Origin of the sequence: Variovorax sp. RCC_210 (genome assembly GCF_041355175.1) — a bacterium.
Lineage (GTDB): Bacteria > Pseudomonadota > Gammaproteobacteria > Burkholderiales > Burkholderiaceae_C > Variovorax.
The window spans coordinates 1-24977 of record NZ_JBFUPJ010000018.1 but is presented as its reverse complement, the minus strand read 5'-3'; the positions used below and the strand labels follow the sequence as shown (position 1 = coordinate 24977).

The window sequence follows — 24977 nt, the reverse complement described above, 5'->3', positions numbered from 1 at the left end:
ACGCCGCGTCACCGCACGCACACGCACACGCACACGGGTACACGCATATATATAAGAGGGCCCGCCGGTTCGCACTGGCGGGCCCTCCTGCTTTCAGCTCTGCACGTCGTAGACCGTGTCGTGCGCTTCCACCGGCGCGGGCAGTTCCCAGCGGTGCAGCATGCGCTCGATGCCCGCGTTCGACAGCGTGGTGTCGCGCTCGCGGTTGCGCCGCATCAGCTCGGCGTGCGGCACCTCGAGGTACACCAGCTCGGTCTGCGCGTGGTAGTTCCACAGCAGGTCGAGCGTCTTGCCGCGCATCTGCTCGCTCAGGTGCGTGGCGTTCCACACGAAACGCTCCTGCCTGCGCAGCAGCGCCTTGGCCTGGTCGACCGCGTGGTGCGCGGCCATGCCGTCATTCTCGCCGTGCTTGAGCCCCAGCTCCGCGCGCGCATCGTCGAAGGACACCACCGGCCAGCCCTTGCGATGCTGCGCCACCCAGTGGTTCTTGCCGCTGGCGGGCAGCCCGCACATCACCGTGACCCGTGAGCCCGCGTTCTGGAACAGCGGGTAGTCGGGGCTGGTGTCGGCGCCGCGAAAGTAGGCCAGGCGCGTGTGCGCATCGGCCATCTTGCGCGGGCCGTTCCAGCAGCCTTCTTCCTGCGCGAGTTGCTCGAAGAGCGCGATGTCGGCCAGGCTGTCGGCGCGCTTCTCATAGTGGCGGCCCTGCATGTCGCAGCGCGCCACGCAGCACAGGTCCGGCAGGCTCAGCTCCCACGACAGCTTGTGCGCCAGCCATTCCGGCCGCACGCCCTTGCGCGAAGCAAAGGCATGGAAGGGCAGCTGGTGCACCGCGATGATCCGGCACACGGCTTCGCGCAGCGCGAACGGCACGCGCGCTTTCCACATCAGCACGCGCACGTCGACCGCGCCGCGGCGCGAGTGGCCGGGTTGGCCGATGCGGCCGCTGGCCGGGTCGATCACCGTGGTGTCGGGCTTGGCGATGTCGTGCAGCAGGCAGGCCATGAACAGCACGAAGCGGCCGTCGGCGTCGGCGTGCTGGTAGTGCGCGTCCTGCAGCAGCGCGTCGAGCACCATGCGCGTGTGGATGCCGACGTTGCCTTCGGCGTGGTAGTACGGGTCTTGCGGCGTTGCTTCCAGCCGCAGCAGTTGCGGCAGCAGCGCGCAGCATTGCCGCCAGTCGGTGCCCTTTCCAGGCGCGGGCACCAGCGCCTTCAGATCGGCGAAGTTCATCGCGACCTCCTTGCGTTCGTTGTCGGTTCCGCCGGTTCGCGCAGCGTGCGCAGCCCCAGGTCTTGCCATGTGGTCGTGGGCGTGGGTGCGTAGAGGTCCACGCCCGGCGCCAGCTGGTTGGGCAGCACCGGCCGGCGGCTGTGGTGCGAGCCCGAGTCGAGAATGGTCTGCACGAAGTCCGGCCGCACCCACTTGTAGCGGCCCGTCACCTGGCCGTTCGATTCGGTCTTGAGGTACAGGCCCTCGGCCAGGTCCGACAGGTCGGTCTGCTGCCGCACCAGGTCGAGCAGCTGGCCCTCGTGCGCCACGGCCTGCTCGAACGCGGCCTTCCAGCCCGCACTGCGCGCGAGCGAGGGCCGCACCAGCGAGCGCAGCGCCTTCGCCTGCCGCGGCATCTGGCCGTCGTACAGCACCGGCACCGACAGCACCGGCCCGCCCGCGAGCAGCGCGTGCCGCGCCGGCGTCGAGAGAAAGCACTGCGCGACGCGGTCGTAGATGTCGAACTCCAGGAAGAACGCCGGCAGCCGGTCGTACCAGCAGCTGTGCTTGGCAAAGCACCACTCGCCGTACATCACGTAGCGGTCTTCGAGCCGCACCAGCAGCGCCCCTTCGTGGGCCGCGGCCCAGTGCTTGAAGAGATTGAACTGGCGCTCGCCGGCACCGCCCGCGAGGTAGTGGCCGCGCGACTGCAGCAGCAGCTCGCCCGCCGAGGTGAAGGACACGGCGGCGTTGGCGCCGTCGAGCTTTTCCTCGACGACCACCTGCATGCCGTGCAGCGCGGCGAGCGGCACCTGGCCGTCGTCGGTGTCGCCCGCTTGCAGGCGCGAGCCTTCCAGGTGCGCAGTACGGGGGTACTTGAGCAGCGGAATGGATGAAAGAGAAAGAGAAGAAGTAGACACGTTGGTTCTCCGGATGCGAATCAGGAAAGACCGACAACGTGCGGGAGCGAAGCTGGAGATAGCGAAGCGAGATCGGGTGTGACCTCTGCGGCCTGGGTGTCCCCATGCGTGTGCGGGGAGGCCGTGTCTGGTCAGCGGGGTACGCAGCTAGGCGCCCGACATGACCAGCAATGAAGCGGTGTTGTCGGCGTCAGGAAGTGATGACGGCGAATTGGGGCACTTGGCGCTCCAGTGAAAGGCTGAGGTTGAAAGAGGCGCGGATTCTATAAGCAGAAAGCGCCGCGGAGAAGTCTCGTCGCGGCGCTTTCGATGGCCTGGGTCTGGCCTGCTTGATGTGCGTTTACTTGCCCTTGTTCTTCTCGGGCAGCGCGTACGCGATCACGTAGTCGCCGCGGTCCGGCGACTGCCGCGCGCCGCCCGCGCTCACCACGATGTACTGGCGGCCCGTCTTCGGCGACACATAGGTCATCGGCCCCGACTGGCTGCCCACCGGCAGGCGGGCCTTCCAGATTTCCTTGCCGCTGGCGGTGTCGAAGGCGCGCAGGTAGAAGTCCTGCGTGCCCGCGAAGAACAGCAGGCCCGACTGCGTGGCCAGCGACGCGCCCAGCGTGGGCATGCCGATGGGAATCGGCAGGCCCATGCGAATGCCAAGCGGGCCCGTGTCCTTCACCGTGCCCACCGGCACTTGCCACACCAGCTTGCGCGTCTTCAGGTCGATGGCCGACATCGTGCCGAAGGGCGGCGCCTGGCACGGAATGCCCAGCTGCGACAGGAAGCGCTCGCGCATCGCGCCGAAGGGCGTGCCCTCCTGCGGCACCACGCCCATTTCGATGCCGCTGGCACCGGGCTTGATGTTCGCGCGCGGGATCATGTAGTTGGCCAGGCCCAGGCGCATGTCGTTCACGAACATGTAGCTGCTGGTCGGGTCGACCGACACGCTGCCCCAGTTCATGCCGCCCAGCGAGCCCGGGAACTGCAGCGCGCGGTCCAGGCCCGGCGGCGTGTACACGCCTTCGTGGCGCATGCCCTTGAAGGCGATGCGGCACAGCAGCTGGTCGAAGGGCGTGGCGCCCCACATGTCGGACTCGGTCAGCGTCTTGTTGCCGATCGAGGGCATGCCCACCGAGAAGGGCTGCGTCGGCGAATAGCGCTCGCCGGGCACGTTGCCTTGCGGCACCGGGCGCTCCTGCACCTCGGCGATGGGCTTTCCGGTCTCGCGGTTCAGCAGGAAGATCTCGCCCTGCTTGGTCACCTGCGCGAGCGCGGGCTGCGTGCCCCCGTTGCCGCTGCCGTCGGGAATGTCGTAGAGCAGCGGCTGCGCGGGCAGGTCGAAGTCCCACAGGTCGTGGTGCGTGGTCTGGAAGCTCCAGCGCACCTTGCCGCTCTTCACGTCGAGCGCCACCACCGAGGAGCTGTACTTGTCGTCCAGCGGCGTGCGCTCGCCGGCCCAGAAGTCGGGCGTGGCGTTGCCGGTCGGCAGGTAGACCAGGCCCAGCTTCGGGTCGTACGACATGGCCGACCACACGTTGGGCGTGCCGCGCGTGTAGGTCTGGCCGGGCGGCGGCAGCCGGGTGACGGCGGGGTTGCCCGGGTCCCAGGCCCAGGCCAGCTCGCCGGTGACGGCGTTGTACGCGCGCACCACGCCGGGCGGCTCGTCGGTGGAGAAGTTGTCGGCCACGCGGCCGCCCACCAGCACCAGGTCGCCTGCGACCAGCGGCGTGGAGGTCTGCTGGTAGTAGCCGTCCTTCACCTCGCCCATGCCGGTCTTCAGGTCGACGATGCCTTGCTTGCCGAAGTCGGCGCAGGGCGTGCCGCTGTGGGCGTCGACGGCGATCAGCCGCGCGTCGGTGGTGGGGAGCAGCAGGCGCTGGCGGCAGGCCGCGGGCGTGGTCGATGACGCCGGTGCGACTGCAGATGCAGCGGATGCAGCGGGTGCGGGTGCAGCCGATGCCGTCGTCTCCGCATCCTGGTCGTGATAGCCCAGCCCGCGGCAGCGCTGCCAGTTCGGCGCGGTGGCCTTCGGGTCGTACTTCCAGAGTTCGGCGCCGGTGTCGGCGTCGAGCGCGACGATCTTGCTGTACGCCGTGCACACGTACACGGTGCTGCCGATCTGCAGCGGCGTGTTCTGGTCTTCCGCGCCCGAGCCGTTGCTCTGCGGCACGTCGCCGGTGTGGGCGGTCCAGGCCACCTGCAGGTCGCCGACGTTGTCCTTCGTCACCTGGTCGAGCGCGGCGAAGCGGTTGCCGGCGGTGGTGTTGCCCCAGTGCCGCCAGTCCTTCTGCGCGTCCTGCGGGTTGACCGGCACGATCGTCGGTGCGGGGCCCTGGGCCGCGATGACCGGCGTCGGCACGAAGGCATAGCCGCCCGTGGCGACCAGCGCGAGCGCCAGCACGCCGGCCACGGCATGGGCGCCACGCCCGGGAACGCCACCGGCCCGGCGCACCAGCGACGGATAGGCCAGCGCCACCAGCAGCCCCAGCACGCCGAACGCCACCAGCCGCGACACCAGCGGCCAGAAGTGCCAGCCGGCGTCCCACACGCCCCAGGCGGCGCTGGCCACCAGCGTCAAGGCGAACAGCCAGGCACCGCTGGTGCGGCGCTTGGCGATGAGCAGCCCGGACACCGCCAGCGCCAGCCCGACCAGCACGAAGTACCAGCTGCCGCCGAGCGCGGCAAGGTACGCGCCGCCGACCGCCAGGAATGCGCCCATCAGCATGGCGAGCGCGCCCAGGGCAATGAGCCCGACGAGCGGCCAGAACGACCGCCGATGGACCACCGGCCCCTGTGTTTCTGTCATGGATCGAACCCCCTTGCTTGATCGTTGGGCGGCTGCGCGCAGCCGCCGGAAAACCGGGAATTTTCACCGATCCAAGGGTTAACCCTTATATGGGCCGGATTTTGACCCCGGGCGCAGCATCGAGCGGCCAAGGCAGGCGGCCAGTCTGCGCCATGAAAAAAGCCGGCGCAATGACCGGCTTTCGGGGGGAGGGCTGAGGGCTCAGCCGTGCGTCACGTCAGGTCAGTGGCGCATCAGACGGTGGCCAGCGCGGCCGGGCGGGCCAGGCGCACGGCGTGCATCCAGGCGCGGCGCAGCACGGCCGGCGAGCGCGATTCCTCGGGAATCAGCAGGAAGCCGCGGTCGCGCAGCGTGGTGCCCAGCGCGATCTGGCTGGTCAGCACGGTCAGCGGAATCGCCAGCAGCAGCGGCAGGCCGACAGGCATGAGCCAGATCAGCGCGCTCGGGTCGATCATGGCGACGCCGACGGCCAGCATGGCGATCACCAGGGTCATGGGCGCCAGCTGCGAGGCAGCGATCTTCCACGGCACGGCGGCGGCTTCACGCGGGGGCGACTTCCAGTCGAGCTTGATGCCGGTGAGGGCGACCAGCACGAACAGCGAGTGGGCCAGCATGCGAACCGGGGCTTGCACGATGGCCAGGCCGCTTTCGAGCACCGAGCTCTTCACCAGGCCCCACACACCGCCGTACTGGCGTTGCTCGCCGCGCATCAGCACGGCGGCGATGCCCAGCACGCGCGGCAGGAACAGCAGGCACAGCGTCCAGATCCACAGGCCGGCCAGCTCGGCGGGCAGCACGCTCCAGCTCGACACCAGGCTCGAGCCGCTCAGCCACAGGGCGGTGCCCAGCGTCAGGAAGGCCAGCCACAGGGGGGCCGAAACGTAGGCCATGGTGCCGGTCACGAACATGGCGCGGTGCACGGGGTGGATGCCGGGCTCGGCCATCAGGCGGGCGTTCTGCAGGTTGCCCTGGCACCAGCGGCGGTCGCGTTGCAGCTCGGCCAGCAGGTCCGGCGGTTGCTGTTCGTAGCTGCCGACCAGGTCGGACACCAGCCACACGTTGTAGCCGGCACGGCGCATCAGCGCGGCTTCCACGAAGTCGTGCGACATGATGCCGCCCGACATGCCGCCGGTGCCCTTGATGGGGGCCAGCGCGCAATGCTTCATGAAGGGTTCGACGCGGATGATGGCGTTGTGGCCCCAGTAGTGCGATTCGCCCAGTTGCCAGAACTGCATGCCCAGCGTGAACAGGCGGCCCGTCACGCGGGAAGCGAATTGCTGTGCGCGGGCATGCAGCGTGACGTGGCCGATGGCCTGCGTCGCGGTCTGGATGATGCCGGCGGTGGGGTTGGCTTCCATCAGCTTGACCATCGAGGTCAGGCAGTCGCCGCTCATCACGGAGTCGGCGTCGAGCACGACCATGTAGCGGTAGTCCTTGCCCCAGCGGCGGCAGAAGTCGGCCACGTTGCCGGCCTTGCGGTGCGTGCGGCGGGTGCGCAGGCGGTAGTACACCTCCACCTGCGGCTGGTTAGGGCTCTCGGCCAGGGCGGCGCGCAGGTCTTCCCAGGCGGCGCGCTCGGCGGCGGCGGTCTCGGGCGCGTAGCTGTCGGACAGCACGAACACGTCGAACTGCTTGGCGTGGCCGGTGGCGGCGACCGATTCGCAGGTGGCGCGCAGGCCGGCGAACACGGTGGCCACGTCCTCGTTGCAGATCGGCATGATGATCGCGGTGCGGGCTTCCGGGTTCATCGGGTGGTTGACCACCTGCTTGGCCGAAAGCGCGTGCTTGTCACCGCGCACCGAAACGTAGAAGCCCATCAGGGCGGTAACGAAACCGGTCACGACCCAGCCCGAGAGCAGGCCGTACAGGCCGATCTGGCCGTATTCGAGCCAGACGTTGTCGTAGTCGGGTTGCACGCCGGCGAACAGCGACGAGGCGATCACGGTGCTGAGCACGGTCAGCAGCATGAAGGCATTGCGGCGCTGGGCCGCGGCGCGTTGCCAGGGTTGCTTGACCTGCTGCACGGACTCGGCGCTGGCGGCCTCGGCCTTGCGGCCGGCGCCCAGCTTCACCAGGGCGGCGGTGCCCAGGCTGTTCCAGAAACCGCGCCACGGGCGCGGCGTCATGGAACCGCGATTCACCGGCGGTGCCGTCACGGCGTTGGGATGGCGTTCTTCACGCACCGCGCTGCGGTGCGAAAAGTCGGCATCGGCCAGAACATTCAGTTGCGAGAAGTCGTTTGGCTTCATGGTGATTTACCAACGTTGCTTGTCGAGGGAAGGGGTGTCGCCAATGGCAGGAAAGCGCTTGATCACGCAATCCGGCTCGGCGCCGCCGGCGCTGGCGAGCGCGGCTTGCGAATAGCCCGCGGCACGGGGCCGCGAGGGAGAAAACTGCTTTTGACGCAGGCCGTCGCGCTGCTGGCGCAGTGCGAAAGATGGGCTGGTTAGTGCTGTCATGCCAGTACAGGGGCAAACCCTGTGCCAGGCTGGAAAAACGCTTTCAGATCAACGGCTTAGGCCGCTTCGACTGCATTTTTCGGGGGTGGAGGCCGCTGGCGGGCCTCAAAACCCCTCTTTTTGTCGCCGAATCCCGACAAGCCCGGCGGGCTGGTGGGGAATGGCTATATGAATCAACAACTTAGGTGCGTCGCTATTCGCCGACAGGGTCGCTGCCGTTGGCGACAGGGTCGGCCTTGAAGTGCCCGGGCGTGAGCTCGTGCTTCTGCAACAGGCGGTAGAACTCGGTGCGATTGCGGTCGGCCAGGCGGGCGGCGTCGGCCACGTTGCCGTCGGTCAGCTTGAGCAGGCCGACCAGGTAGTCGCGCTCGAAACGCTGCTTGGCGTCGGCATAGGTCTGCACCTCGACCGTGGGCACGCGCAGCGCGCGCTGCACCAGCGCCAGCGGAATCAGCGGCGAGCTCGACAGCGCGCACACCTGTTCCACCACGTTGAACAGCTGGCGCACGTTGCCCGGCCAGGCGGCCGTGGTCAGGGCCTTCAGCGCCTCGGGCGCGAAGCCCGACAGCCGCTTGCCGTACTTGGTCGACAGCCGCTGCAGGAAGTGGTTGGCCAGCAGCGGAATGTCTTCGCGCCGCGCCGACAGCGGCGGCAGCGTGAGCGTCACCACGTTCAGGCGGTAGTAGAGGTCTTCGCGGAACTGGCCGGCCTCCATGGCCGCGTCCAGGTCGCGGTGGGTGGCCGAGACGATGCGCACGTCGACCTCGATCGACTGGCTCGCGCCCAGCGGGCGCACCGCGCGCTCCTGCAGCACGCGCAGCAGCTTGACCTGCAGGGCGGGCGGCATGTCCCCGATTTCGTCCAGCAGCAGCGTGCCGCCGTCGGCCTGCTGGAACAGGCCCTTGTGGTTGGCGTGGGCGTCGGTGAAGGCGCCCTTCATGTGGCCGAACAGCTCCGACTCCAGCAGCGCTTCGGGAATGGCCCCGCAATTGACCGCCACGAAAGGCTTGTCGGCGCGCGCGCTGGCCTTGTGGATGGCGCGCGCCAGCAGCTCCTTGCCGGCGCCGGAGTCGCCGCGCAGCAGCACCGAGGCGTCCGACTTGGCGACCATGCGCGCCTCGGCCAGCAACTCGGCCATGCGGTTGCTGCGGCTGACGATTTCGGAGCGCCAGCTTTCGTCGCCGCCCTTGCTCGGCGTGGTGGCGGGCGCGCCCAGCGCCAGCGCCTGCGCGATCTTGTCGAGCAGCTCGCGCCCGTCGTAGGGCTTGGTCAGGTAGGTGAACACGCCGCGCGCCGTGGCCTCGACCGCGTCGGGAATGGTGCCGTGCGCGGTCAGCAGGATGACCGGCAGCGACGGATGGCGCTTGCGGATTTCGTCGAACAGCTGCAGGCCGTCGCGCCCGGGCAGGCGCACGTCGCTGAGCACGAGCTGCGGGTGCTCTATTTCGAGCTGAGTGAGCGCGGTTTCGGCCGAGGTCACGGCCGTGACCTGGTAACCCGCCGAACTCAGCCGCATCGAGAGCAGGCGGAGCATGTCCGGGTCGTCGTCGACCACGAGAAGGCGGGCACCGGTGTTGCTCATGGGCTTTGCTTTGTTCCGTTGGGCGGCGCGGCGGGTGCCGCGGGCGCCATGTTGGGCCGCGCGAAGCTGCGCTCGATGGCGCGCAGGGCTTCGATGCGGTCGTTCAGCTGGTCGATGCGGCGCTGGCTGTCGCGCAGCTGCTGCACCTGCTTGTCGCGGTCGTCTTCCACGCGGCGCTGCTCCACGTAGCGCGCGGCCAGGGCGCGCGCCAGCGGCTGCAGCGGCTGCGCCTCGGGAGACGGGTTGGCGATGACGCGCTGCAGCAGCCCCAACGCGCGCGCCAGGTCGGCCGGCACGCGGGTCTGCGAGAGCAGCAGCGCCAGCTGCATCTGGGTGGTGGGCGAATCGCCCGGGTCGCCGATGCGCGAGATTTCACCGGCCAGGTCGCCGCCGTTGAGCGAGCGCATCTTGTCGGCGTAGGACAGCATGGCCGCCACCGGCCCCTGCGTGATCAGCGTGAACAGCGACGCGGGCTGGGTCGCCGGCGCGCGGGGCTCGGCCTCGACCGGCATCACGCGCGGCACCACGGGCGGCGGCGGCACCGCGTCGGCTTCCGCGGGCGGCTTGGGCTGGCTGGCGCAGGCGGCCAGCAGCAGGACGAAAGGCACGGTCATCGCCCCGGCGAAGGAGGAACGGCGGACGAACGGGAAAGGCATGGGTCGAAAAAGAGGACGCGAGGCGGTGTTGGAAGACTCGGGAGAGTGCCGGGGTTGTCAGGCCGTGCGCGGCAGTTCGATGCGAAAGCGTGCACCGGGTCCGTCAGGCTGCAGGGTGATGCGGCCCCCGTGGGCTGCAATGTACTCCTGCACGATCGAAAGTCCGATGCCGGTGCCTTTGACCGTGTGCTCCGGCTGGCGCTCGCCGCGGAAGAAGGGTTCGAAGATCCGGTCGCGGTCGCCCTCGGCAATGCCGGGCCCCGCGTCGTTCACGTCGATGTAGACGGCCTCCGGCGTGCCCGACACCGCCAGCGTGATGACACCGCCGGTTACCGAAAAGCGGATGGCGTTGCTCAACAGGTTGGCAATGGCGGTGCCGAGCTTGGTGCGGTCCACCGTGATGGCAATGGGCTGGCCCTCGGCGCGCACGCGCAGGCCGTGCGACTGCCACTGCAGGCGCTGGGCCTCGATCTGCTCCTCGATCAGCGGCAGCAGCTCGGTGCGCTCGCGACGCAGCTCGCGCGCCTCGAAGGCGGCGGCGTTGAAGCGCAGCAGCGCCTCGATCTGCCCCTGCAGCGAGATGGTGTTCTGCTGGAGGATCTGCGCCACCTCGAGCTGCGCCGGGTTCAGCGGGCCGGGTACTCCGTCTTCCAGCAGCGATACGCCTTCGCGCAGCGCGGCCAGCGGCGTCTTCAGCTCGTGCGACACATGGCGCAGGAAGCGCGCCTTGTCGGCGTCGAGCTCGGTCAGGCGCAGGCGCAGCCATTCGAGCTGCTGCGACACGCGCCGCACGTCGGCCGGGCCGCGGATGTCGATGGGCTCGTCCAGCCGGTTCTGCCCCAGCCCGACGATGGCGTGCTCCAGCCGCTTGAAAGGCCGCGCCAGCCAGATGCCGAAGGCCAGCGCCAGCGACACGGCCAGCACGCTGGCGGCGACCACTTCGCGCATCAGCCGGCGGCGTGCGTTCTCGATGCGCTTGGCCAGCGCGTCGTTCTGCGTTTCGATCAGGAACTGCGCCTGCTGCGCAAGGTTGGTGTTCAGCGCGTCGAGCTCGCGGAACTGCATGGCCATGGTGCTTTCGCGTGCCAGGGCGCTGTCGGCGTTGCCGCTCATCAGCCCCTCGATCACGCCGAGCTGGGCGCGCCACATCTCGATGCCGGCCGGCGCCAGGCCGTTGGTTTCGAGCCGCTCGAGCACCTGGTGCGCCTCGCGCGCGGCGTCGTCGAAACGGCGGCGCAGAACCGCGTCGTTGAGCACCAGCGACTGGCGCCCCGCGCGCTCCATGGCCGCGCTGCGCTCGGCCAGCGACTGGGCCGCGCCCGACAGGCGCAGCGCGCGCGCGGCGGCGTCGCGGCTCTGGGTCATGAGCACGTCGTACTGCAGCACCGAGCGCAGGGCCACGCCCACCAGCAGCGCGGTGATCAGCAGGAACGCGAACAGCAGCAGCTGCTGGAACGAGCCGCGGATGGAAGGTCGCTTCGCCATCAGTGGGCGAGCGCGGCGGCGGGGGCCGTGGCCGGTGCCGCCAGTTCGGATTCGCGCGTGAGCACTTCGCCGCGCAGCGTGTAGGCCAGCGAGCGCGTGATGCGCAGGTCGGTCATCTGGCCCACCAGGCGGGCGTCGCCTTCGAAGTTGACGACGCGGTTGCAGGCGGTGCGGCCCATGAGTTCGTTCGCGTCCTTGCGCGAAGCGCCCTCGACCAGCACGCGCTGCGTGCTGCCCACCAGCGCCTGGCCGAAGCGCTTCACGTTGGTGTCGATGGCCGCCTGCAGCACGTGCAGGCGCGCCAGCTTCACCTCGTGCGGGGTGTCGTCCTTCAGCGCGGCGGCCGGCGTGCCGGGGCGCGGGCTGAAGATGAAGCTGAAGCTGCTGTCGAACTGGCAGTCTTCGATCAGCTTCATCATCTTGGCGAAGTCTTCGTCGGTCTCGCCGGGGAAGCCGACGATGAAGTCGCTGGACAGGGCCAGCTCGGGGCGGATGGCGCGCAGCTTGCGCACCGTGCTCTTGTATTCCATGGCGGTGTAGCCGCGCTTCATGGCCATCAGGATGCGGTCGCTGCCGTGCTGCACCGGCAGGTGCAGGTGGCTCACCAGCTGCGGCACCTTGGCGTAGGCCTCGATGAGCCGCGGCGTGAACTCGTTCGGGTGGCTGGTGGTGTAGCGGATGCGCTCGATGCCGGGAATCTCGGCCACGTACTCGATGAGCAGCGCGAAGTCGGCGATTTCCGCCGTGTCGCCCATCTTGCCGCGGTAGGCGTTCACGTTCTGCCCCAGCAGCGTGATCTCGCGCACGCCCTGGTCGGCCAGGCCGGCGATTTCCACCAGCACGTCGTCCAGCGGGCGGTTCACTTCCTCGCCGCGGGTGTAGGGCACCACGCAGTAGCTGCAGTACTTGGAGCAGCCTTCCATGATCGACACGAAGGCGGTGGCGCCTTCCACGCGCGCGGGCGGCAGGTGGTCGAACTTCTCGATCTCGGGAAAGCTGATGTCCACCTGCGGGCGGTCCAGCCGCTCGCGGTCGTTCAGCATCTCGGGCAGGCGGTGCAGCGTCTGCGGGCCGAACACGATGTCGACGTACGGCGCGCGCGCGATGATGGCCTGGCCCTCCTGGCTGGCCACGCAGCCGCCCACGCCGATCTTCACGCCCTTGGCCTTCAGGTGCTTCACGCGGCCGAGGTCGGAGAAGACCTTTTCCTGCGCCTTCTCGCGCACCGAGCAGGTGTTGAACAGGATGAGGTCGGCCTCGTCCACGTTCTGCGTGGGCTCGTAGCCCTGCGCGGCGTGCAGCACGTCGGCCATCTTGTCCGAGTCGTACTCGTTCATCTGGCAGCCGAAGGTCTTGATGAATACTTTTTTCATGGGGGAACTCTCTGTGCCCTGCGTGGGGGCAGGGCGTGCGGGACGGCGGGCGCGCGCGGCGCGCCGCCCTGGTTTATTGCGTGTTGACGGTGTCGTTCGAGACGAACGGCCAGATGTTCAGGAACGGCTTGCTCATGGCCTCGCGCGAGGCCGAGGCCTCTTCCGGCGTGAGGATCCAGACCTCCTTGATCAGCCCGGCCGCGTCGAGCGTGTAGTTCACCAGGTAGAGCTGGCCGACCAGCGCGCCGGTCATCTGCAGCAGGTTCTGCTGGTTGCGGATGCGCGCGCCGGGCGACAGGCGCACCGGGTTGCCGTCGAGCTGCACGTCGTTGGTGTCCACCACCATGAGCTTGCCGCGCAGGGCGCCGATGGGGAAGGTGCGGCCGCCGGCCAGCGATTCGTTCTGGGTCTGCGGGCGAGGGATTTCGTCCTGGGCGTGGGCCGCGAGGGAGAACAGGCCGGTGAGGCCGGCGGCGCAAAGCGCCAAAAGGAGAGAGTTGGGTCGGGAGTTCGTGGGTGTCTTGCAGCGGTTCATGGGGTTTATCCAGAGGCTGTGGAGCGGGGATTTTAGCGAGGGGTGTGCCGCGCCAGCCGCTTCGCAGGGAGTCATCGGGGAGGGGGTGCCTGTCGTAAAGCGGGCGAAAAGGTTCGCTTGCTTTACATTTCTTTACAGGAGTGGTGAACACTGCGCTCCCGCCACTGATTCAATAGCCGCTGTCAGCCCAAAGTGCACAAAAAACCCATGAAGAAAAATGTTGCCGTAGCCCTCGCGGGCGTGTTGATCGTAGCCGTCGCAGGCGGATGGTGGAGCATGTCCGGCAACAAGTCGGACACAAAGTCGGCCAAGGCACCCGGCGCTTCGAACGGCACGGGCGCCGGTGGAGCGGGCAATGGCGGCGCCCCCGCGCTGGTGACGCTGGCCACGGCCCAGAAGCAGGACGTGCCCGTCACCGTGCAGGTCAACGGCAGCGTGGTCTCCCTCAACAGCGTCGACCTGCGCCCGCAGGTGACGAACACGGTGAGCGCGGTGCACGTGAAGGAAGGGCAGTTCGTGAAGGCGGGGCAGCTGCTCTTCACGCTCGACGACCGCAACGACCAGGCCAACCTGGCGCGCGCCCGGGCGCAGCAGCAAAAGGACGAGGCCACCATGGCCGACCTGGAACGCCAGTACAAGCGCAGCCAGGACCTGGTGGCGCAGAACTTCATCGCCAAGAGCGCGGCCGACGCCACGCTCTCGCAGCTGGAGGCGCAGCGCGCCGCCGTGGCCGCCGACCGCGCGGCCGTGCAGAGCGCGCAGGTGGCGCTGGGCTACGCCACGTTGCGCGCGCCCATCGCCGGGCGCATCGGTGCCGTCAATATCTACCCGGGCACGCTGGTGCAGCCGACGCTGTCGCTGGTGACCATCACGCAGCTCGACCCCATTGCCGTGAGCTTTCCGGTGCCCGAGGGCAACCTGCAGGCCCTGCTGGGCGCCGCGCGCGCCCGCTCGAAGGTCGATGCCCTCGTCGCCGGCCGCAAGGAGCCGCTGAGCGGCACGCTCGACTTCGTGGACAACACGGTCGATCCGCAGATCGGCACCGTGCGCGCCAAGGCCGTGTTCGCCAACGCCGACCAGGGCCTGTGGCCGGGGCAGTTCGTGGGCACGCGCATCACGGTGCGCACGCTCGAAGGCGCCACCGTGGTGCCGGCCGCGGCGCTGATGATGCTGTCCGACGGCACCTCGCTCTACGTGGTGGACGAGGCCAGGACCGCCACGCGCCGCAAGGTGAAGACGCTGCACACCTTCGGCACCAAGGTCGCAGTGAGCGGGCTGGAGCCGGGCGAGCAGGTGGTGATCGAGGGCAGCCAGAACGTGCGCCCGGGCGGCAAGGTGCGGGTGGACGCCAAGGCGCCGGCGGCCGCGCCGGCAGCAGTTGAGCCTGCCGCGCCGCCCAAGCCGACCAACGGCACGAACGGCACGAACGGAACCACGGGCGTCACCCCCGGCAGCGCCGCGTCTTCCGAAGGCACCGGCGTCAAGCCGCCGAAGCAGGAACGCGCATGAACATCTCGGAGCTCTGCATCCGCCGTCCGGCGATGACGGTGCTGCTGTCGGCGGCCGTCGTGGTCATCGGCATCTTTGCGTACTTCAGCATCCCCGTGGCGGCGCTGCCCAGCTACAACACGCCGGTCATCAACGTCAACGCGCAGCTGCCGGGCGCCAGCCCGGACACCATGGCCAGCTCGGTGGCGCTGCCGCTCGAAAAGCAGTTCTCCACCATTCCCGGGCTGCAGACCATCAGCTCGGTGAACACGCAGGGCGTGACCTCGCTCACGCTCGAGTTCGTGAGCAGCCGCGACATCGACGCCGCCGCCGTCGACGTGCAGGCCGCGCTGCTGCGCGCCCAGCGCCAGCTGCCGCAGGAGCTCACGCAGCTGCCGTCGTACCGCAAGGTGAACCCGGCCGACGCGCCGGTGCTGTTCATCGCGCTGATCTCGCCGTCGATGAACCCGGCCGAGCTCAACGACTATGCCGAGAACCTGATCTCGCCCACGCTGTCGACCATCGACGGCGTGGCGCAGGTGGGCGTGTACGGGCGCAAGGCCTTCGCGGTGCGCATCAAGGCCAACGCCGACCTGCTCAACGCGCGCAACATCACGCTCGACGAGCTGGCCAAGGCCGTCAACTCGGCCAATGCCAACACGCCCGTCGGCGTGCTCGACGGCCCGCGGCAGACGCTCACCATCCAGGCCAATCGCCAGCTCGTGAAGGCGGCCGACTTCGCCAAGCTCATCGTCGGCCAGCGCAACGGCGCGCCGGTGCGCCTCGACGAAGTGGCCACCATCGAGGACAGCTTCGAGTCGGTGAAGACCGCCAGCAGCTTCAACGGGCAGGACTCCATTTCACTGGCCGTGCAGCGCCAGCCCAACGCCAACACCGTGCAGGTGGTGGACGCGGTGCGCGCGCTCATTCCGCGCTTCAAGGCCGAGCTGCCGCAGTCGGTCGAGATCCAGATGGTGAACGACCGCTCGCTCTCCATCCGCGAGGCCGTGCACGACGTGCAGCTCACGCTGCTGGGCACCATCGCGCTGGTGGTGCTGGTGATCTTTCTCTTCCTGCACCGGCTGGTCGCCACGCTGATTCCGGCGGCCACCATTCCGATTTCGCTGATCGGCGCGGTGGCGCTGCTCTACGCCTTCGGCTACAGCCTGGACAACGTGTCGCTGCTGGGTATCACGCTGGCCGTGGGCCTGGTGGTGGACGACGCCATCGTGGTGCTGGAAAACATCATGCGCTACGTCGAGAAGGGCATGGAGCCCTTCGCCGCGGCGCTGCGCGGAGCGCGCGAGGTGGGCTTCACCATCGTGTCGATCTCCATCTCGCTGGTGGCCGTGTTCATTCCGATCTTCTTCATGCCGGGCGTCATCGGCCTGCTGTTCCACGAGTTCGCGGTGGTGGTGGCGCTGGCGGTGCTGGTGTCGGCCATCGTGTCGCTCACGCTGGTGCCGATGCTCGCGAGCCGGCTGCTCAAGCAGGTGCCGCGCAAGGAGGGTGCGCTGGCGTCCGGGCATGACCACGAAGAAGAACACCCCGAGCCCGGCACCGCCATCGGCCGCGCCTTCGAGCGCGGCTACCGCGCGGTGCACGGCGGCTATATGCGCTCGCTCGACTGGACGCTGGGGCACCGCGCGCTGATGCTGGCCATGGCGGGGCTCACCTTCGTCATCACCGGCTGGCTGTTCGTCACCATTCCCAAGGGCTTCTTCCCCGAGGAAGACATCGGCCAGATCCAGATCACCACCGAAGCCGCCGAAGACATCTCGTTCACCGCCATGAAGGCGCTGCAGGCCCGCGTGTCCGACGCGCTGCAGGCCGACCCGAGCGTGGACTACGTGAGCGCCTTCGTGGGCGTGGGCGGCCCGACCGCCACGCAGAATTCGGGCCGGCTGTTTGCCGTGCTCAAGCCGCGCGGCGAGCGCCCGCAGATGGCCAAGGTGCTCGAGTCGCTGCGCCAGCGCTTTCGCGAGATTCCGGGCGTGGCCGTGTACATGCAGCCGGTGCAGAACCTGCGCCTGGGCGGCCGGCAGAGCAAGGCGCGCTTCCAGTACACGCTACAGAGCGTGAACGCCGGCGAGATGGTGCCGTGGGCCACCAGGTTGATGGAGCGCATGCGCGCGGACCCCGCCTTTCGCGACGTGACCAGCGACTCGCAGAACCGCGGCCTGCAGGCCACGCTCGACATCGACCGCGACAAGGCTGGCGTGCTCGGCGTGAACGTGGGCGACCTGCGCACCGCGCTCTACAACGCCTACGGCGACCGCCAGATCGGCAGCATCTACGCCGCGAGCAACACCTACCAGGTGATTCTTTCGGCCGCCGACAACGATCGCCAGTTCGAGGACGACGTGTCCCGCCTGTCGGTGCGCAGCACCACCGGCCGGCTGGTGCCGCTGTCGGCCTTCTCGACCATCAACCGCACCGTGGGGCCCACGTCGGTGAACCACCAGGGCCAGCTGCAGGCGGTGACGGTGTCGTTCAACCTCGGGCCCGACGTGCCGCTGGGCAACGCGACCGCGAAGATCGACCAGTTCAAGGACGAGCTGAAGATGCCGCAGTCGATCATCACCACCTACGGCGGCGACGCGGCGGTGTTCCAGAGCTCGCAGTCGAGCCAGGCGGTGCTGCTGGTGCTGGCGGTGCTGGTCATCTACGTGCTGCTGGGTGTGCTGTACGAGAGCTACATCCACCCGCTGACCATTTTGGCGGGGCTGCCTTCGGCGGCGGTAGGGGCGCTGCTGTCGCTGAAGCTCTTCGGCTTCGACCTGACGCTGATCGCGACCATCGGCATCCTGCTGCTGATCGGCATCGTGAAGAAGAACGCGATCATGCTGATCGACTTTGCGCTGGACGCGCAGCGCACCGAGGGCATGAAGCCGGTGGACGCGATACGCGAGGCCTGCCGACTGCGCTTCAGGCCCATCCTGATGACCACGCTGGCCGCGTTGATGGGCGCGTTGCCGCTCGCGCTGGGCCTGGGCGCCGGCGCCGAGCTGCGGCAGCCGCTGGGCGTGGCGGTGGTGGGCGGGCTGATCTTCTCGCAGGTGATCACGCTGTACATCACGCCGGCCATCTACCTGGCGCTGGACCGCTACAGCGGAACGGGGCCGATGGTCGACCTGCCCGGCGAAGCGAAGGCGGAAGCCGGTGCCAGCGGGCACTCGGCTTCGCATGCGTAGTCGTGCCCCGCCGGTGTGATCGCGCCCTGAACGGCAAGCCGCCGAAACGAGACCGCTAAAGAAAACTCAGCTGGTGATCTCGTCCAGCGCATCGCCCGCCGTCAGGTGGGCGGTATCGCTCCACCCGACGAGGCTGAAGCCGCCCGGCGTCCACAGCATGCGGTTGATGGCCGCGTTGCCCAGCTGCCAGGTGCGCGGCGCCTGCAGCTCCTGGCGGGTGGCCGCGCGGTACAGCACGTCCATCACGCCGCCGTGCGCCACCAGCACCACCAGTTCGCCCGGATGGCGCGCCGCCAGCTCCGCGGCCACGCCCGTCACGCGGTCGCGGAACACCAGCAGGCTCTCGCCGCCTTCGGGCTCGAACTCGGGGTCGCGCTCGCGCCATCGCTTGGCCTGCTCGGGGAGCCTGGCCTCGATCTCGGCAAAGCTCATGCCCTCGAAGGTGCCGAAGGCCCGCTCGCGCAGGCGCGGCTCGGGCTGAACGGGCAGGCCGTGGGGCTGGGCGATGGCCTCGGCGGTCTGCCAGGCGCGCGACAGGTCGCTGGCGTAGACGACGCCGATGGGTTCGTCCGCCAGCGCACCGCCGGCACGGCGCGCCTGCCAGAGGCCGGTTTCATTGAGCCCGATGTCGAGCTGGCCCTGGATGCGGGTGTCGACGTTCCAGGCGGTTTCTCCGTGGCGAACGGCGATCAGGCGGGTGGCTTCTTCCATCCGCGGGATTCTAGAAGCGCTACTTTTTCGCCGTGGACAGCTCGATGTTTACGCGGCGCTCGCCCTGCGGCGGATTCGGAAAGCCCTGCAGGGCGGCCTGGAACATGACCGGCAGGATCGCCGCGCTCGAGTTGTAGGGCCCGTCGTTGCGCGCGCGGGTTTCGTAGACCACGCGGTTGGAGCCGACCTCGCGCAGCACGATGCTTACTTCTCGCTCGTACCAGGGGTTGGCCGGCGGCGCGAACACCGGGCCGCCGTACCAGCCGCCGCCGTAGAAACGCCGGCCGTAGTAGCCATAGCCACCGTACCCGTAGCCGCCGTAGCCCCAGGGCCCGCTGTAGAGCCACGGATCGGCCCAGGGCGACAGCCCGGCCGTGACGCGCGCGCCGATCTGCGCGGTGTACTGGGGCTTGGTGTCGTCGCGGCGCAGGCCGGCCTGGTCGAGCGCCGCGCCGGCCATGGCCTCGAGCGATTCCTGGCGGGCGCCGTCGGCCTGCTGCGAGGGCAGGCGGTCGAAGCGGTAGGTGGCGCCGGGCGCCACGGCGCCGGGGGAGGCGAAGCTCTTCACGTCGCTGTCGACCACCCAAGAGGTGGCGCAGCCGCTCAGGCTCGCGACGACTGCAAGAGGCAGGAAGGTCCGAAAGGCAGAAAACGCGCGTGTCATGAAAGGGTCTCCGAGCCTCGCGGGCTCCAAATTCCCCTGGGTTGCCCGGTCAGCCCTGGACGATGCGCAGGGCCGAGGGTGCCTGGGAGAGCAAGTCGAAAGAGGGCGCGTCGAAGGCCTTGTCGCCGTCGTCGTCGGCCACGCCCGTCGCCTTCAGACCCTTGAAATCGTGCCGCGTTCCGTCCAGCAGGTGCGAGGGCACCACGTTCTGCAGCGCGGTGAACATGTTTTCCACGCGCCCGGGGTGCTTCCTGTCCCATTCGCGCAGCATTTCGCCGACCTGCTTGCGCTGCAGGTTTTCCTGGCTGCCGCACAGGGTGCACGGAATGATCGGGAACTCGCGGTGCTGGGCCCAGCGCACGGTGTCTTTCTCGGCCACGTAGGCCAGCGGGCGGATCACGACGTGCTTGCCGTCGTCGCTCACCAGCTTGGGCGGCATGCTCTTGAGCTTGCCGGCGAAGAACATGTTGAGGAAGAAGGTCTGCAGCATGTCGTCGCGGTGGTGGCCCAGCGCGACCTTGGTGGCGCCCAGCTCGTCGGCCACGCGGTACAGGATGCCGCGGCGCAGCCGGCTGCACAGGCCGCAGGTGGTCTTGCCCTCGGGAATCACGCGCTTGACGATGCTGTAGGTGTCCTGGTTCTCGATGTGGAAGTCCACGCCCAGGTCGCTCAGGTACTTGGGCAGCACCTCTTCGGGGAAGCCGGGCTGCTTCTGGTCGAGGTTGACCGCCACGATGTCGAAGTGGATGGGCGCGCGCGCCTTCAGCTTGAGCAGGATGTCGAGCAGCGCGTAGCTGTCTTTTCCGCCCGAGACGCACACCATGACCTTGTCGCCCTCCTCGATCATGTTGTAGTCCACGATGGCCTGCCCGACCTGGCGGCACAGGCGCTTTTCGAGCTTGTGCGTCTCGCGTTCGATCTTCAGGGAGTTGGTGGCGTCGGCGGCGGCGGGCGCCTCGTCGATCCAGACGGCGTTCATGGGCAGGCTACTTCGGGGAGTCGGGGGAGGCTGCGATTGTCCCCGATCCCCATTTCACGTGCCATCCGGGCGCTTTCGGGGTGTTTTCCACGCGCATTCGGCGCACTTCGGTCCCGCTCGTCCTGCGTTTTCGCGCGTCACGAAGCCGGAAAGGCCGTGCGCATCGCCTCCACGAAGAGCCGCAGCTTCGCCGGATAGAAGCGCGCGTACGGGTACACGATGTGCACCGGCGCGGGCGTGCCGCGCCACTGCGGCAGCAGGTGCACGAGCCGGCCCGCGGCGATCTCCTCGCTCAGCATCCAGGCCGACGACACGCCCGCGCCCACGCCCAGCAGCACGGCGCTGCGCAGGGCGTAGAGGCTGTCGGTGACCAGGCGCGGGCGGATCGGCACGCGCACCACCTCGCCCGTGTGCTCGTGGGTCAGCACGACCTCGGTGCGGTAGAAGTTGCGCGCGGCCAGCCAGGGCAGCGCCTCCAGCTCGCGGGGGTGCGCGGGCAGCGCAACGCCCTCGAACATCGACGGCGCGGCGAACGCGATGCGCGGCACCTCTGACAACCGGATCGCGACCAGCCCCGGGTCGCTCACCTGGCCCACGCGCACCGCGCAGTCGACGCCCTCGGTGATGAAATCGGGCGTTTCGTCGTGCGGGCCGTCGTGCAGCAGCCACTCGACCGTCACCTGCGGGTGGCGCTTCAGGTAGGCCGCCAGCGGGCCGACCAGCAGCTGCTGCCCGAAGGCATGCGGCGCCACCACGCGCAGCCGGCCCTCGGGCTGGTCGCCGGCGCCGCGCAGCTCGGCCTCGAAGGCGCTCCAGCTCAGGATGAGTTCCTTGGCGCGGTCGAAGCAGCGCTCGCCGTCCTCGGTGAGCTTCATGGCGTGGGTGGAGCGCTGCAGCAAGCGCACGCCCAGCGAGCGCTCCAGCGCCTGCAGGCGCCGGCTCACGGTGGGCTGAGTGGTGCCCATCTGGGCGGCCGCGGCCGACAGGCTGCCGGCCTCGACGATGCGCACGAAGGTCTGCATCAGCTCGATGCGGTCGGTGGGCGCGGATGAAGCTGATGAAGGTGACGAAAGCGGTGCGGCCATGCGCGCAGCGTATATCAATTGTTCGAGGGAAGGGGCTACCTTCGCCCGTTTGCGACGCGCACACTCCAGCCCTTGTTTTCGCATCTAAGGGTTAACACCATGTCTTCCATTCCATCGGTGCATGAAAAGCTGCCGAGCTCGCTGATCCTGCTGCTGGCCGCCAGCGCGGGCTTCGGCGTGGCGGCGCTCTATTACAGCCAGCCCATGCTGGGCGTGCTGGGTCCGGACATCGGCGCCTCGGCGCGCTCGGTGGGCTTCGTGCCCACGCTCACGCAACTGGGCTACGCGCTGGGCATCCTGCTGCTGGCGCCGCTGGGCGACCGCTTCGACCGGCGCCGCATCATCCTCGCCAAGGCCAGCGTGCTGGTGCTGGCCTTGCTCGGCGCGGCGTTTTCGCCGTCGGTCGGGCCGCTGCTGGCGGCCAGCCTGGTGATCGGCCTGGCCGCCACCCTGGCGCAGGACGTGGTGCCCGCCGCCGCCACGCTGGCGCCCGAGGCGCACCGCGGCAAGATCGTCGGCACGGTCATGACGGGGCTGCTGCTGGGCATCTTGCTGTCGCGCGTGCTGAGCGGCTTCGTGGCCGAGCACTTCGGCTGGCGCGCGATGTTCGTGGTGGCCGCCGCCAGCATCGCCTTCATCGGCGTGGCCGCCGCGCGCGGCCTGCCGCACCTGCGCCCGACCACGCAACTGGGCTACGGCGCGTTGCTGGGTTCGCTTGCCAAGCTGTGGCAGCGCCACGGCGCGCTGCGCCGCGCGACCATCGCGCAGGCCTTGCTGTCGGTGGGCTTCAGCGCCTTCTGGTCGACGCTCGCGGTCATGCTGCATGGCGCGCCCTTCCACCTGGGCAGCGCGGCGGCCGGTGCCTTCGGCCTGGCCGGCGCGGCGGGTGCGCTGGCCGCGCCCATCGCCGGGCGGCTGGCCGACCGGCGCGGGCCGGAACTGGTCATCCGCATGGGCGCGGCGCTGGTGGTGGTGTCTTTCGCGGCCATGCTGTTCGCGCCGCTGATGGCGCCCGCCGCGCGGCTGGGGCTCATCGTGGCCAGCGCCATCGGCTTCGACTTCGGCCTGCAGGCCGCGCTCATCGCGCACCAGACGGTGGTCTACGGCATCGACCCCGGTGCGCGCAGCCGGCTCAATGCGGTGTTCTTCACGGGGGTGTTCGTCGGCATGGCGACGGGCTCGGCGCTCGGCGCCCTGGTGCTGGCCCAGTGGGGCTGGTCGGGCGTGGCGCTGATGGCGGCGTTGTCCGCGCTCGGTGCTCTCGGCGTGCGCATGTGGCCTGCGGGCGCCAAGCCCGCCGTGGCCTGCGGTTCAGCGGCCTGAGGGGCCGGGGCTGCTGCTCACCACTCGCCGGCTTCCATGCGGATCGCCACCTCGCAGTCGTCGAAGATTTCGAGCTTGGCGATCTTCACGCGCACGCCCACCACGCCGGGCAGCTGCAGCAGCCGCTGCACCAGCTTGCCGATGAGGCTTTCGAGCAGGTTGACGTGCTCGGCGGTGCACTCCTCGATGATGATGCGGCGCACCTTGCGGTAGTCGAGCACGTGGAAGATGTCGTCGTCCTGCGGCAGCAGCGGCTGCGGGCCGAGGCTGAGCTCGGCGTCCACCAGGATGGGTTGCGGCGCCGTCTTCTCGTGGTCGAGGATGCCCAGGTTGGCATCGAAGCGCAGGCCCTGCAGGGTGAGGGTCTGGCGCCCCCGGGTCGGCGCGGGCAGGGGCGTGGAGGGGGTAGACATGGTGGTGGTGCTCGTCGTCACATGAGCGAGAAATCGCGCTCGAATTTCATCAGGTGCTGGCCGCCGTCGACCAGCAGCGTGGTGCCGGTGAGGGAGCGGTTTTCCAGCGCGAACTTCACCGTGGCGACCACGTCTTCCGGCGTGGAAGACCGGCCCAGCGGCGACAGCTTGTGCAGCTGCGCGAAGGTCTCGTCGTCCAGCATGTGGCTCGCCAGCGTGAGGCCCGGGGCCACGCCCACCACGCGCACGCGCGGGGCCAGCGCCAGCGCCAGCATCGGCGTGGCGGCCTCGAGCGCCGCCTTCGACAGCGTGTAGCTCAGGAAATCGGGATTGGGGTTCCACAGCTTCTGGTCGAGCAGGTGGACCACCGCGCCCTGCGCGTCGCGCGCGGCCAGGTGCGCGTGCAGCGCCTGCGCCAGCAGGATGGCCGCGCCGGTGTTGCTGCGCGCATGGCGCTCCATTAGCGCGTAGCTGAAGGTGGCGGCTTCGTCGTGCTCGAACAGGGCCGCGCTGTGCACCACGGCGTCGATGCCGCGAAAGCGCGCGACCACCTGCGGCAGCAGCGCGCGCGTGGCGGCCTCGTCCTCGAGGTCGGCCGCGAAGAGCGCCGAATCGCCCGAGAGGGCGGCGCAGTCGGCCACCGTCTGTTCGGCCTCGGCGCGCGAGTTGCGGTAGTGCACGGCCACCTGCCAGCCGCCCGCGGCCAACCCCAGCGCGATCTCGCGGCCCAGCCGTCGGCCTGCGCCTGTGACGAGAACGGTGCGGCGGGCGGAGGGGGGCGGTGCGGTGCTCATGCGGAGGGGAAATGGGAGGAGAGAGACAATGGCGCCGTGACGACAAAGACAACCCCCAGCAGTTTACCCACCGCCCTCGATCACCTCATTGCGCGTTCCGTGGAACGCGCAGGGGGCTGGATCGGGTTCGACCGCTTCATGGCGCTCGCGCTGTACGCGCCCGGCCTGGGCTACTACGCCAACACCTCCGCCAAGTTCGGCCACATGCCTTCGTCGGGCAGCGACTTCGTGACGGCACCCGAATTGACGCCGATGTTCGGCGCCACCTTGGCCGCCCAGGTGGCCGAGGCGCTGGAGAAGACCGGGACCGACACGGTCTGGGAATTCGGCGCGGGTTCGGGCGCGCTGGCCGTGCAGTTGCTGCATGCCCTCGACGAGATCGGCCGCACCGACGTGCGCTACCGCATCGTCGACCTGTCGGGCACCCTGCGCGAGCGGCAGCAGCAGGCGCTGGTGCGTTATGCGGAGCGTGTCGAGTGGCTCAACGAACTGCCCGAGACGATGGAAGGCGTGGTGGTCGGCAACGAGGTGCTCGACGCCATGCCGGTGCAGTTGCTGGCGCGCGTGGGCGGGCAGTGGTTCGAGCGCGGCGTGGTGCGCAATGCGCAGGGCGACGGATGGGCGTGGGCCGATCGCGCCACCGGGCTGCGGCCGCCGGTCGATGTGCCCGGCGAGCACGACTACCTGACCGAAATCCATCCGCAGGCGCGTGCGTTCATCGCCACGCTGGCGGACCGGTTGAAGAAGGGGGCGGCTTTTCTGGTGGACTACGGTTTTCCTGAAGGCGAGTACTACCACCCGCAGCGGCACATGGGCACGGTGATGTGCCATCGCGCGCACCAGGCCGATGGGGACCCGCTGGCCGATGTTGGGTACAAGGACATCACTGCGCATGTGGACTTCACGGGGATTGCCGTGGCGGGGCAGGATGCGGGCCTTTCCGTGCTGGGCTATACGAGCCAGGCTCGGTTTCTGCTGAACTGCGGGTTGCTGGGGCGGATGGAGGCAGGCTCCGTGGGGGAGCGGGCCATGGCGGCTCGGCTGGTGCATGAGCATGAGATGGGGGAGCTGTTCAAGGTTGTGGGGTTTGCTGTTGGTGAGGGGTGGGATGCGATGGGGTTTGTTGAAGGGGATCGGAGTCATACGCTCTGATTTCTGTTTTTAGGCTGCTGGCCGGGTCTCGCCCCGGCGGGCGACTTACTTTCTTTTGCTTCGCCAAAAGAAAGTAAGGGCGGCCTCAAATCCCAAGTGCAACGATGGGTTGGATATCGACATTCTGGTTGAAACAGTCTTCGAAGAGGACTTGC

General features: G+C 69.0%; 19 protein-coding genes. 4 read left to right on the top strand and 15 right to left on the bottom strand.

The features are described from left to right. Positions 1-93: 93 nt before the first annotated feature. From AB6807_RS33915 to AB6807_RS33875, 9 genes are all read right to left on the bottom strand, one after another. Entirely contained in the window at positions 94-1233 is a 1140-nt protein-coding gene (locus AB6807_RS33915) for an AAA family ATPase (protein ID WP_371087997.1), read from the bottom strand. Further along, positions 1230-2132, bottom strand: a complete 903-nt coding sequence (locus AB6807_RS33910; protein WP_371087996.1) for an RNA ligase family protein — start codon at positions 2130-2132, stop codon at positions 1230-1232. The genes AB6807_RS33915 and AB6807_RS33910 overlap by 4 nt, the downstream gene beginning before the upstream one ends. 340 nt (positions 2133-2472) lie before the next feature. Further along, positions 2473-4929 carry a glucose/quinate/shikimate family membrane-bound PQQ-dependent dehydrogenase gene (locus tag AB6807_RS33905; RefSeq protein WP_371087995.1) on the bottom strand — a complete coding sequence of 819 codons (2457 nt, stop codon included), beginning with the start codon at positions 4927-4929 and terminating at the stop codon, positions 2473-2475. Between the two features lie 233 nt (positions 4930-5162). Further along, entirely contained in the window at positions 5163-7178 is a 2016-nt protein-coding gene (gene mdoH / locus AB6807_RS33900) for a glucans biosynthesis glucosyltransferase MdoH (protein WP_371087994.1), read from the bottom strand. A 403-nt stretch (positions 7179-7581) separates the two neighbouring features. Further along, positions 7582-8970, bottom strand: coding sequence for a sigma 54-interacting transcriptional regulator (locus AB6807_RS33895; RefSeq protein WP_116910522.1), 1389 nt, complete (start codon positions 8968-8970; stop codon positions 7582-7584). Then, on the bottom strand, positions 8967-9584 hold the full coding sequence (locus AB6807_RS33890; RefSeq protein WP_286547695.1) for a hypothetical protein: 618 nt from the start codon (positions 9582-9584) through the stop codon (positions 8967-8969). Before AB6807_RS33890 ends, AB6807_RS33895 begins: the two co-directional genes overlap by 4 nt. A gap of 99 nt (positions 9585-9683) precedes the next feature. Continuing rightward, positions 9684-11111, bottom strand: coding sequence for a sensor histidine kinase KdpD (locus tag AB6807_RS33885; protein ID WP_116910520.1), 1428 nt, complete (start codon positions 11109-11111; stop codon positions 9684-9686). After that, the gene (gene miaB / locus AB6807_RS33880) at positions 11111-12484 is read right to left on the bottom strand and encodes a tRNA (N6-isopentenyl adenosine(37)-C2)-methylthiotransferase MiaB (RefSeq protein WP_116910519.1); all 1374 of its coding nucleotides are present in this window, start codon (positions 12482-12484) and stop codon (positions 11111-11113) included. Before miaB ends, AB6807_RS33885 begins: the two co-directional genes overlap by 1 nt. A gap of 73 nt (positions 12485-12557) precedes the next feature. Then, a complete protein-coding gene (locus tag AB6807_RS33875) occupies positions 12558-13019 on the bottom strand; it encodes a hypothetical protein (RefSeq protein WP_371087993.1) in 462 nt (153 codons plus the stop codon). Positions 13020-13295: 276 nt separating this feature from the next. On the opposite strand from AB6807_RS33875, the gene AB6807_RS33870 reads away from it, so the two are divergent. Then, entirely contained in the window at positions 13296-14528 is a 1233-nt protein-coding gene (locus AB6807_RS33870; RefSeq protein ID WP_371087992.1) for an efflux RND transporter periplasmic adaptor subunit, read from the top strand. Then, the gene (locus tag AB6807_RS33865) at positions 14525-17701 is read left to right on the top strand and encodes an efflux RND transporter permease subunit (RefSeq protein WP_371087991.1); all 3177 of its coding nucleotides are present in this window, start codon (positions 14525-14527) and stop codon (positions 17699-17701) included. Before AB6807_RS33870 ends, AB6807_RS33865 begins: the two co-directional genes overlap by 4 nt. Before the next feature lie 66 nt (positions 17702-17767). On the opposite strand, the gene AB6807_RS33860 is transcribed toward AB6807_RS33865, so the two are convergent. The 4 genes from AB6807_RS33860 to AB6807_RS33845 all read right to left on the bottom strand — a co-directional run bounded on the left by AB6807_RS33860 (position 17768) and on the right by AB6807_RS33845 (position 21140). After that, positions 17768-18412 carry a histidine phosphatase family protein gene (locus AB6807_RS33860; RefSeq protein ID WP_116910515.1) on the bottom strand — a complete coding sequence of 215 codons (645 nt, stop codon included), beginning with the start codon at positions 18410-18412 and terminating at the stop codon, positions 17768-17770. A 19-nt stretch (positions 18413-18431) separates the two neighbouring features. Continuing rightward, positions 18432-19076 carry a DUF4136 domain-containing protein gene (locus AB6807_RS33855; protein ID WP_371087990.1) on the bottom strand — a complete coding sequence of 215 codons (645 nt, stop codon included), beginning with the start codon at positions 19074-19076 and terminating at the stop codon, positions 18432-18434. Positions 19077-19125: 49 nt separating this feature from the next. Beyond that, entirely contained in the window at positions 19126-20055 is a 930-nt protein-coding gene (ttcA, locus tag AB6807_RS33850; protein WP_371087989.1) for a tRNA 2-thiocytidine(32) synthetase TtcA, read from the bottom strand. Positions 20056-20192: 137 nt separating this feature from the next. After that, entirely contained in the window at positions 20193-21140 is a 948-nt protein-coding gene (locus tag AB6807_RS33845; RefSeq protein WP_371087988.1) for a LysR family transcriptional regulator, read from the bottom strand. Between the two features lie 99 nt (positions 21141-21239). On the opposite strand from AB6807_RS33845, the gene AB6807_RS33840 reads away from it, so the two are divergent. After that, positions 21240-22463: an MFS transporter gene (locus AB6807_RS33840; RefSeq protein WP_371087987.1), complete on the top strand. Its 1224-nt coding sequence runs from the start codon at positions 21240-21242 to the stop codon at positions 22461-22463. Positions 22464-22480: 17 nt separating this feature from the next. Here AB6807_RS33840 and AB6807_RS33835 read toward each other — a convergent pair whose 3' ends face one another. Both AB6807_RS33835 and AB6807_RS33830 read right to left on the bottom strand, forming a co-directional pair. Continuing rightward, the gene (locus tag AB6807_RS33835) at positions 22481-22876 is read right to left on the bottom strand and encodes a dihydroneopterin aldolase (RefSeq protein WP_286518031.1); all 396 of its coding nucleotides are present in this window, start codon (positions 22874-22876) and stop codon (positions 22481-22483) included. A gap of 17 nt (positions 22877-22893) precedes the next feature. After that, entirely contained in the window at positions 22894-23670 is a 777-nt protein-coding gene (locus AB6807_RS33830; RefSeq protein WP_116910511.1) for an SDR family oxidoreductase, read from the bottom strand. Between the two features lie 36 nt (positions 23671-23706). On the opposite strand from AB6807_RS33830, the gene AB6807_RS33825 reads away from it, so the two are divergent. Beyond that, complete coding sequence (locus tag AB6807_RS33825; RefSeq protein WP_371087986.1) at positions 23707-24822, top strand: class I SAM-dependent methyltransferase; 1116 nt, start codon at positions 23707-23709, stop codon at positions 24820-24822. The last annotated feature ends 155 nt before the right edge of the window (positions 24823-24977 follow it).

Bases quoted from the DNA above. Each gene is read 5' to 3' on its own strand.
- AB6807_RS33860 (WP_116910515.1), bottom strand. From the start codon at position 18,412: ATGGAAGAAGCCACCCGCCTGATCGCCGTTCGCCACGGAGAAACCGCC.
- AB6807_RS33855 (WP_371087990.1), bottom strand. From the start codon at position 19,076: ATGACACGCGCGTTTTCTGCCTTTCGGACCTTCCTGCCTCTTGCAGTC.
- AB6807_RS33905 (WP_371087995.1), bottom strand. From the start codon at position 4,929: ATGACAGAAACACAGGGGCCGGTGGTCCATCGGCGGTCGTTCTGGCCG.
- AB6807_RS33840 (WP_371087987.1), top strand. From the start codon at position 21,240: ATGTCTTCCATTCCATCGGTGCATGAAAAGCTGCCGAGCTCGCTGATC.
- ttcA (WP_371087989.1), bottom strand. From the start codon at position 20,055: ATGAACGCCGTCTGGATCGACGAGGCGCCCGCCGCCGCCGACGCCACC.
- AB6807_RS33865 (WP_371087991.1), top strand. From the start codon at position 14,525: ATGAACATCTCGGAGCTCTGCATCCGCCGTCCGGCGATGACGGTGCTG.
- AB6807_RS33895 (WP_116910522.1), bottom strand. From the start codon at position 8,970: ATGAGCAACACCGGTGCCCGCCTTCTCGTGGTCGACGACGACCCGGAC.
- AB6807_RS33870 (WP_371087992.1), top strand. From the start codon at position 13,296: ATGTCCGGCAACAAGTCGGACACAAAGTCGGCCAAGGCACCCGGCGCT.
- AB6807_RS33875 (WP_371087993.1), bottom strand. From the start codon at position 13,019: ATGAACCGCTGCAAGACACCCACGAACTCCCGACCCAACTCTCTCCTT.
- AB6807_RS33835 (WP_286518031.1), bottom strand. From the start codon at position 22,876: ATGTCTACCCCCTCCACGCCCCTGCCCGCGCCGACCCGGGGGCGCCAG.
- mdoH (WP_371087994.1), bottom strand. From the start codon at position 7,178: ATGAAGCCAAACGACTTCTCGCAACTGAATGTTCTGGCCGATGCCGAC.
- AB6807_RS33885 (WP_116910520.1), bottom strand. From the start codon at position 11,111: ATGGCGAAGCGACCTTCCATCCGCGGCTCGTTCCAGCAGCTGCTGCTG.
- miaB (WP_116910519.1), bottom strand. From the start codon at position 12,484: ATGAAAAAAGTATTCATCAAGACCTTCGGCTGCCAGATGAACGAGTAC.
- AB6807_RS33830 (WP_116910511.1), bottom strand. From the start codon at position 23,670: ATGAGCACCGCACCGCCCCCCTCCGCCCGCCGCACCGTTCTCGTCACA.
- AB6807_RS33915 (WP_371087997.1), bottom strand. From the start codon at position 1,233: ATGAACTTCGCCGATCTGAAGGCGCTGGTGCCCGCGCCTGGAAAGGGC.
- AB6807_RS33890 (WP_286547695.1), bottom strand. From the start codon at position 9,584: ATGACCGTGCCTTTCGTCCTGCTGCTGGCCGCCTGCGCCAGCCAGCCC.
- AB6807_RS33845 (WP_371087988.1), bottom strand. From the start codon at position 21,140: ATGGCCGCACCGCTTTCGTCACCTTCATCAGCTTCATCCGCGCCCACC.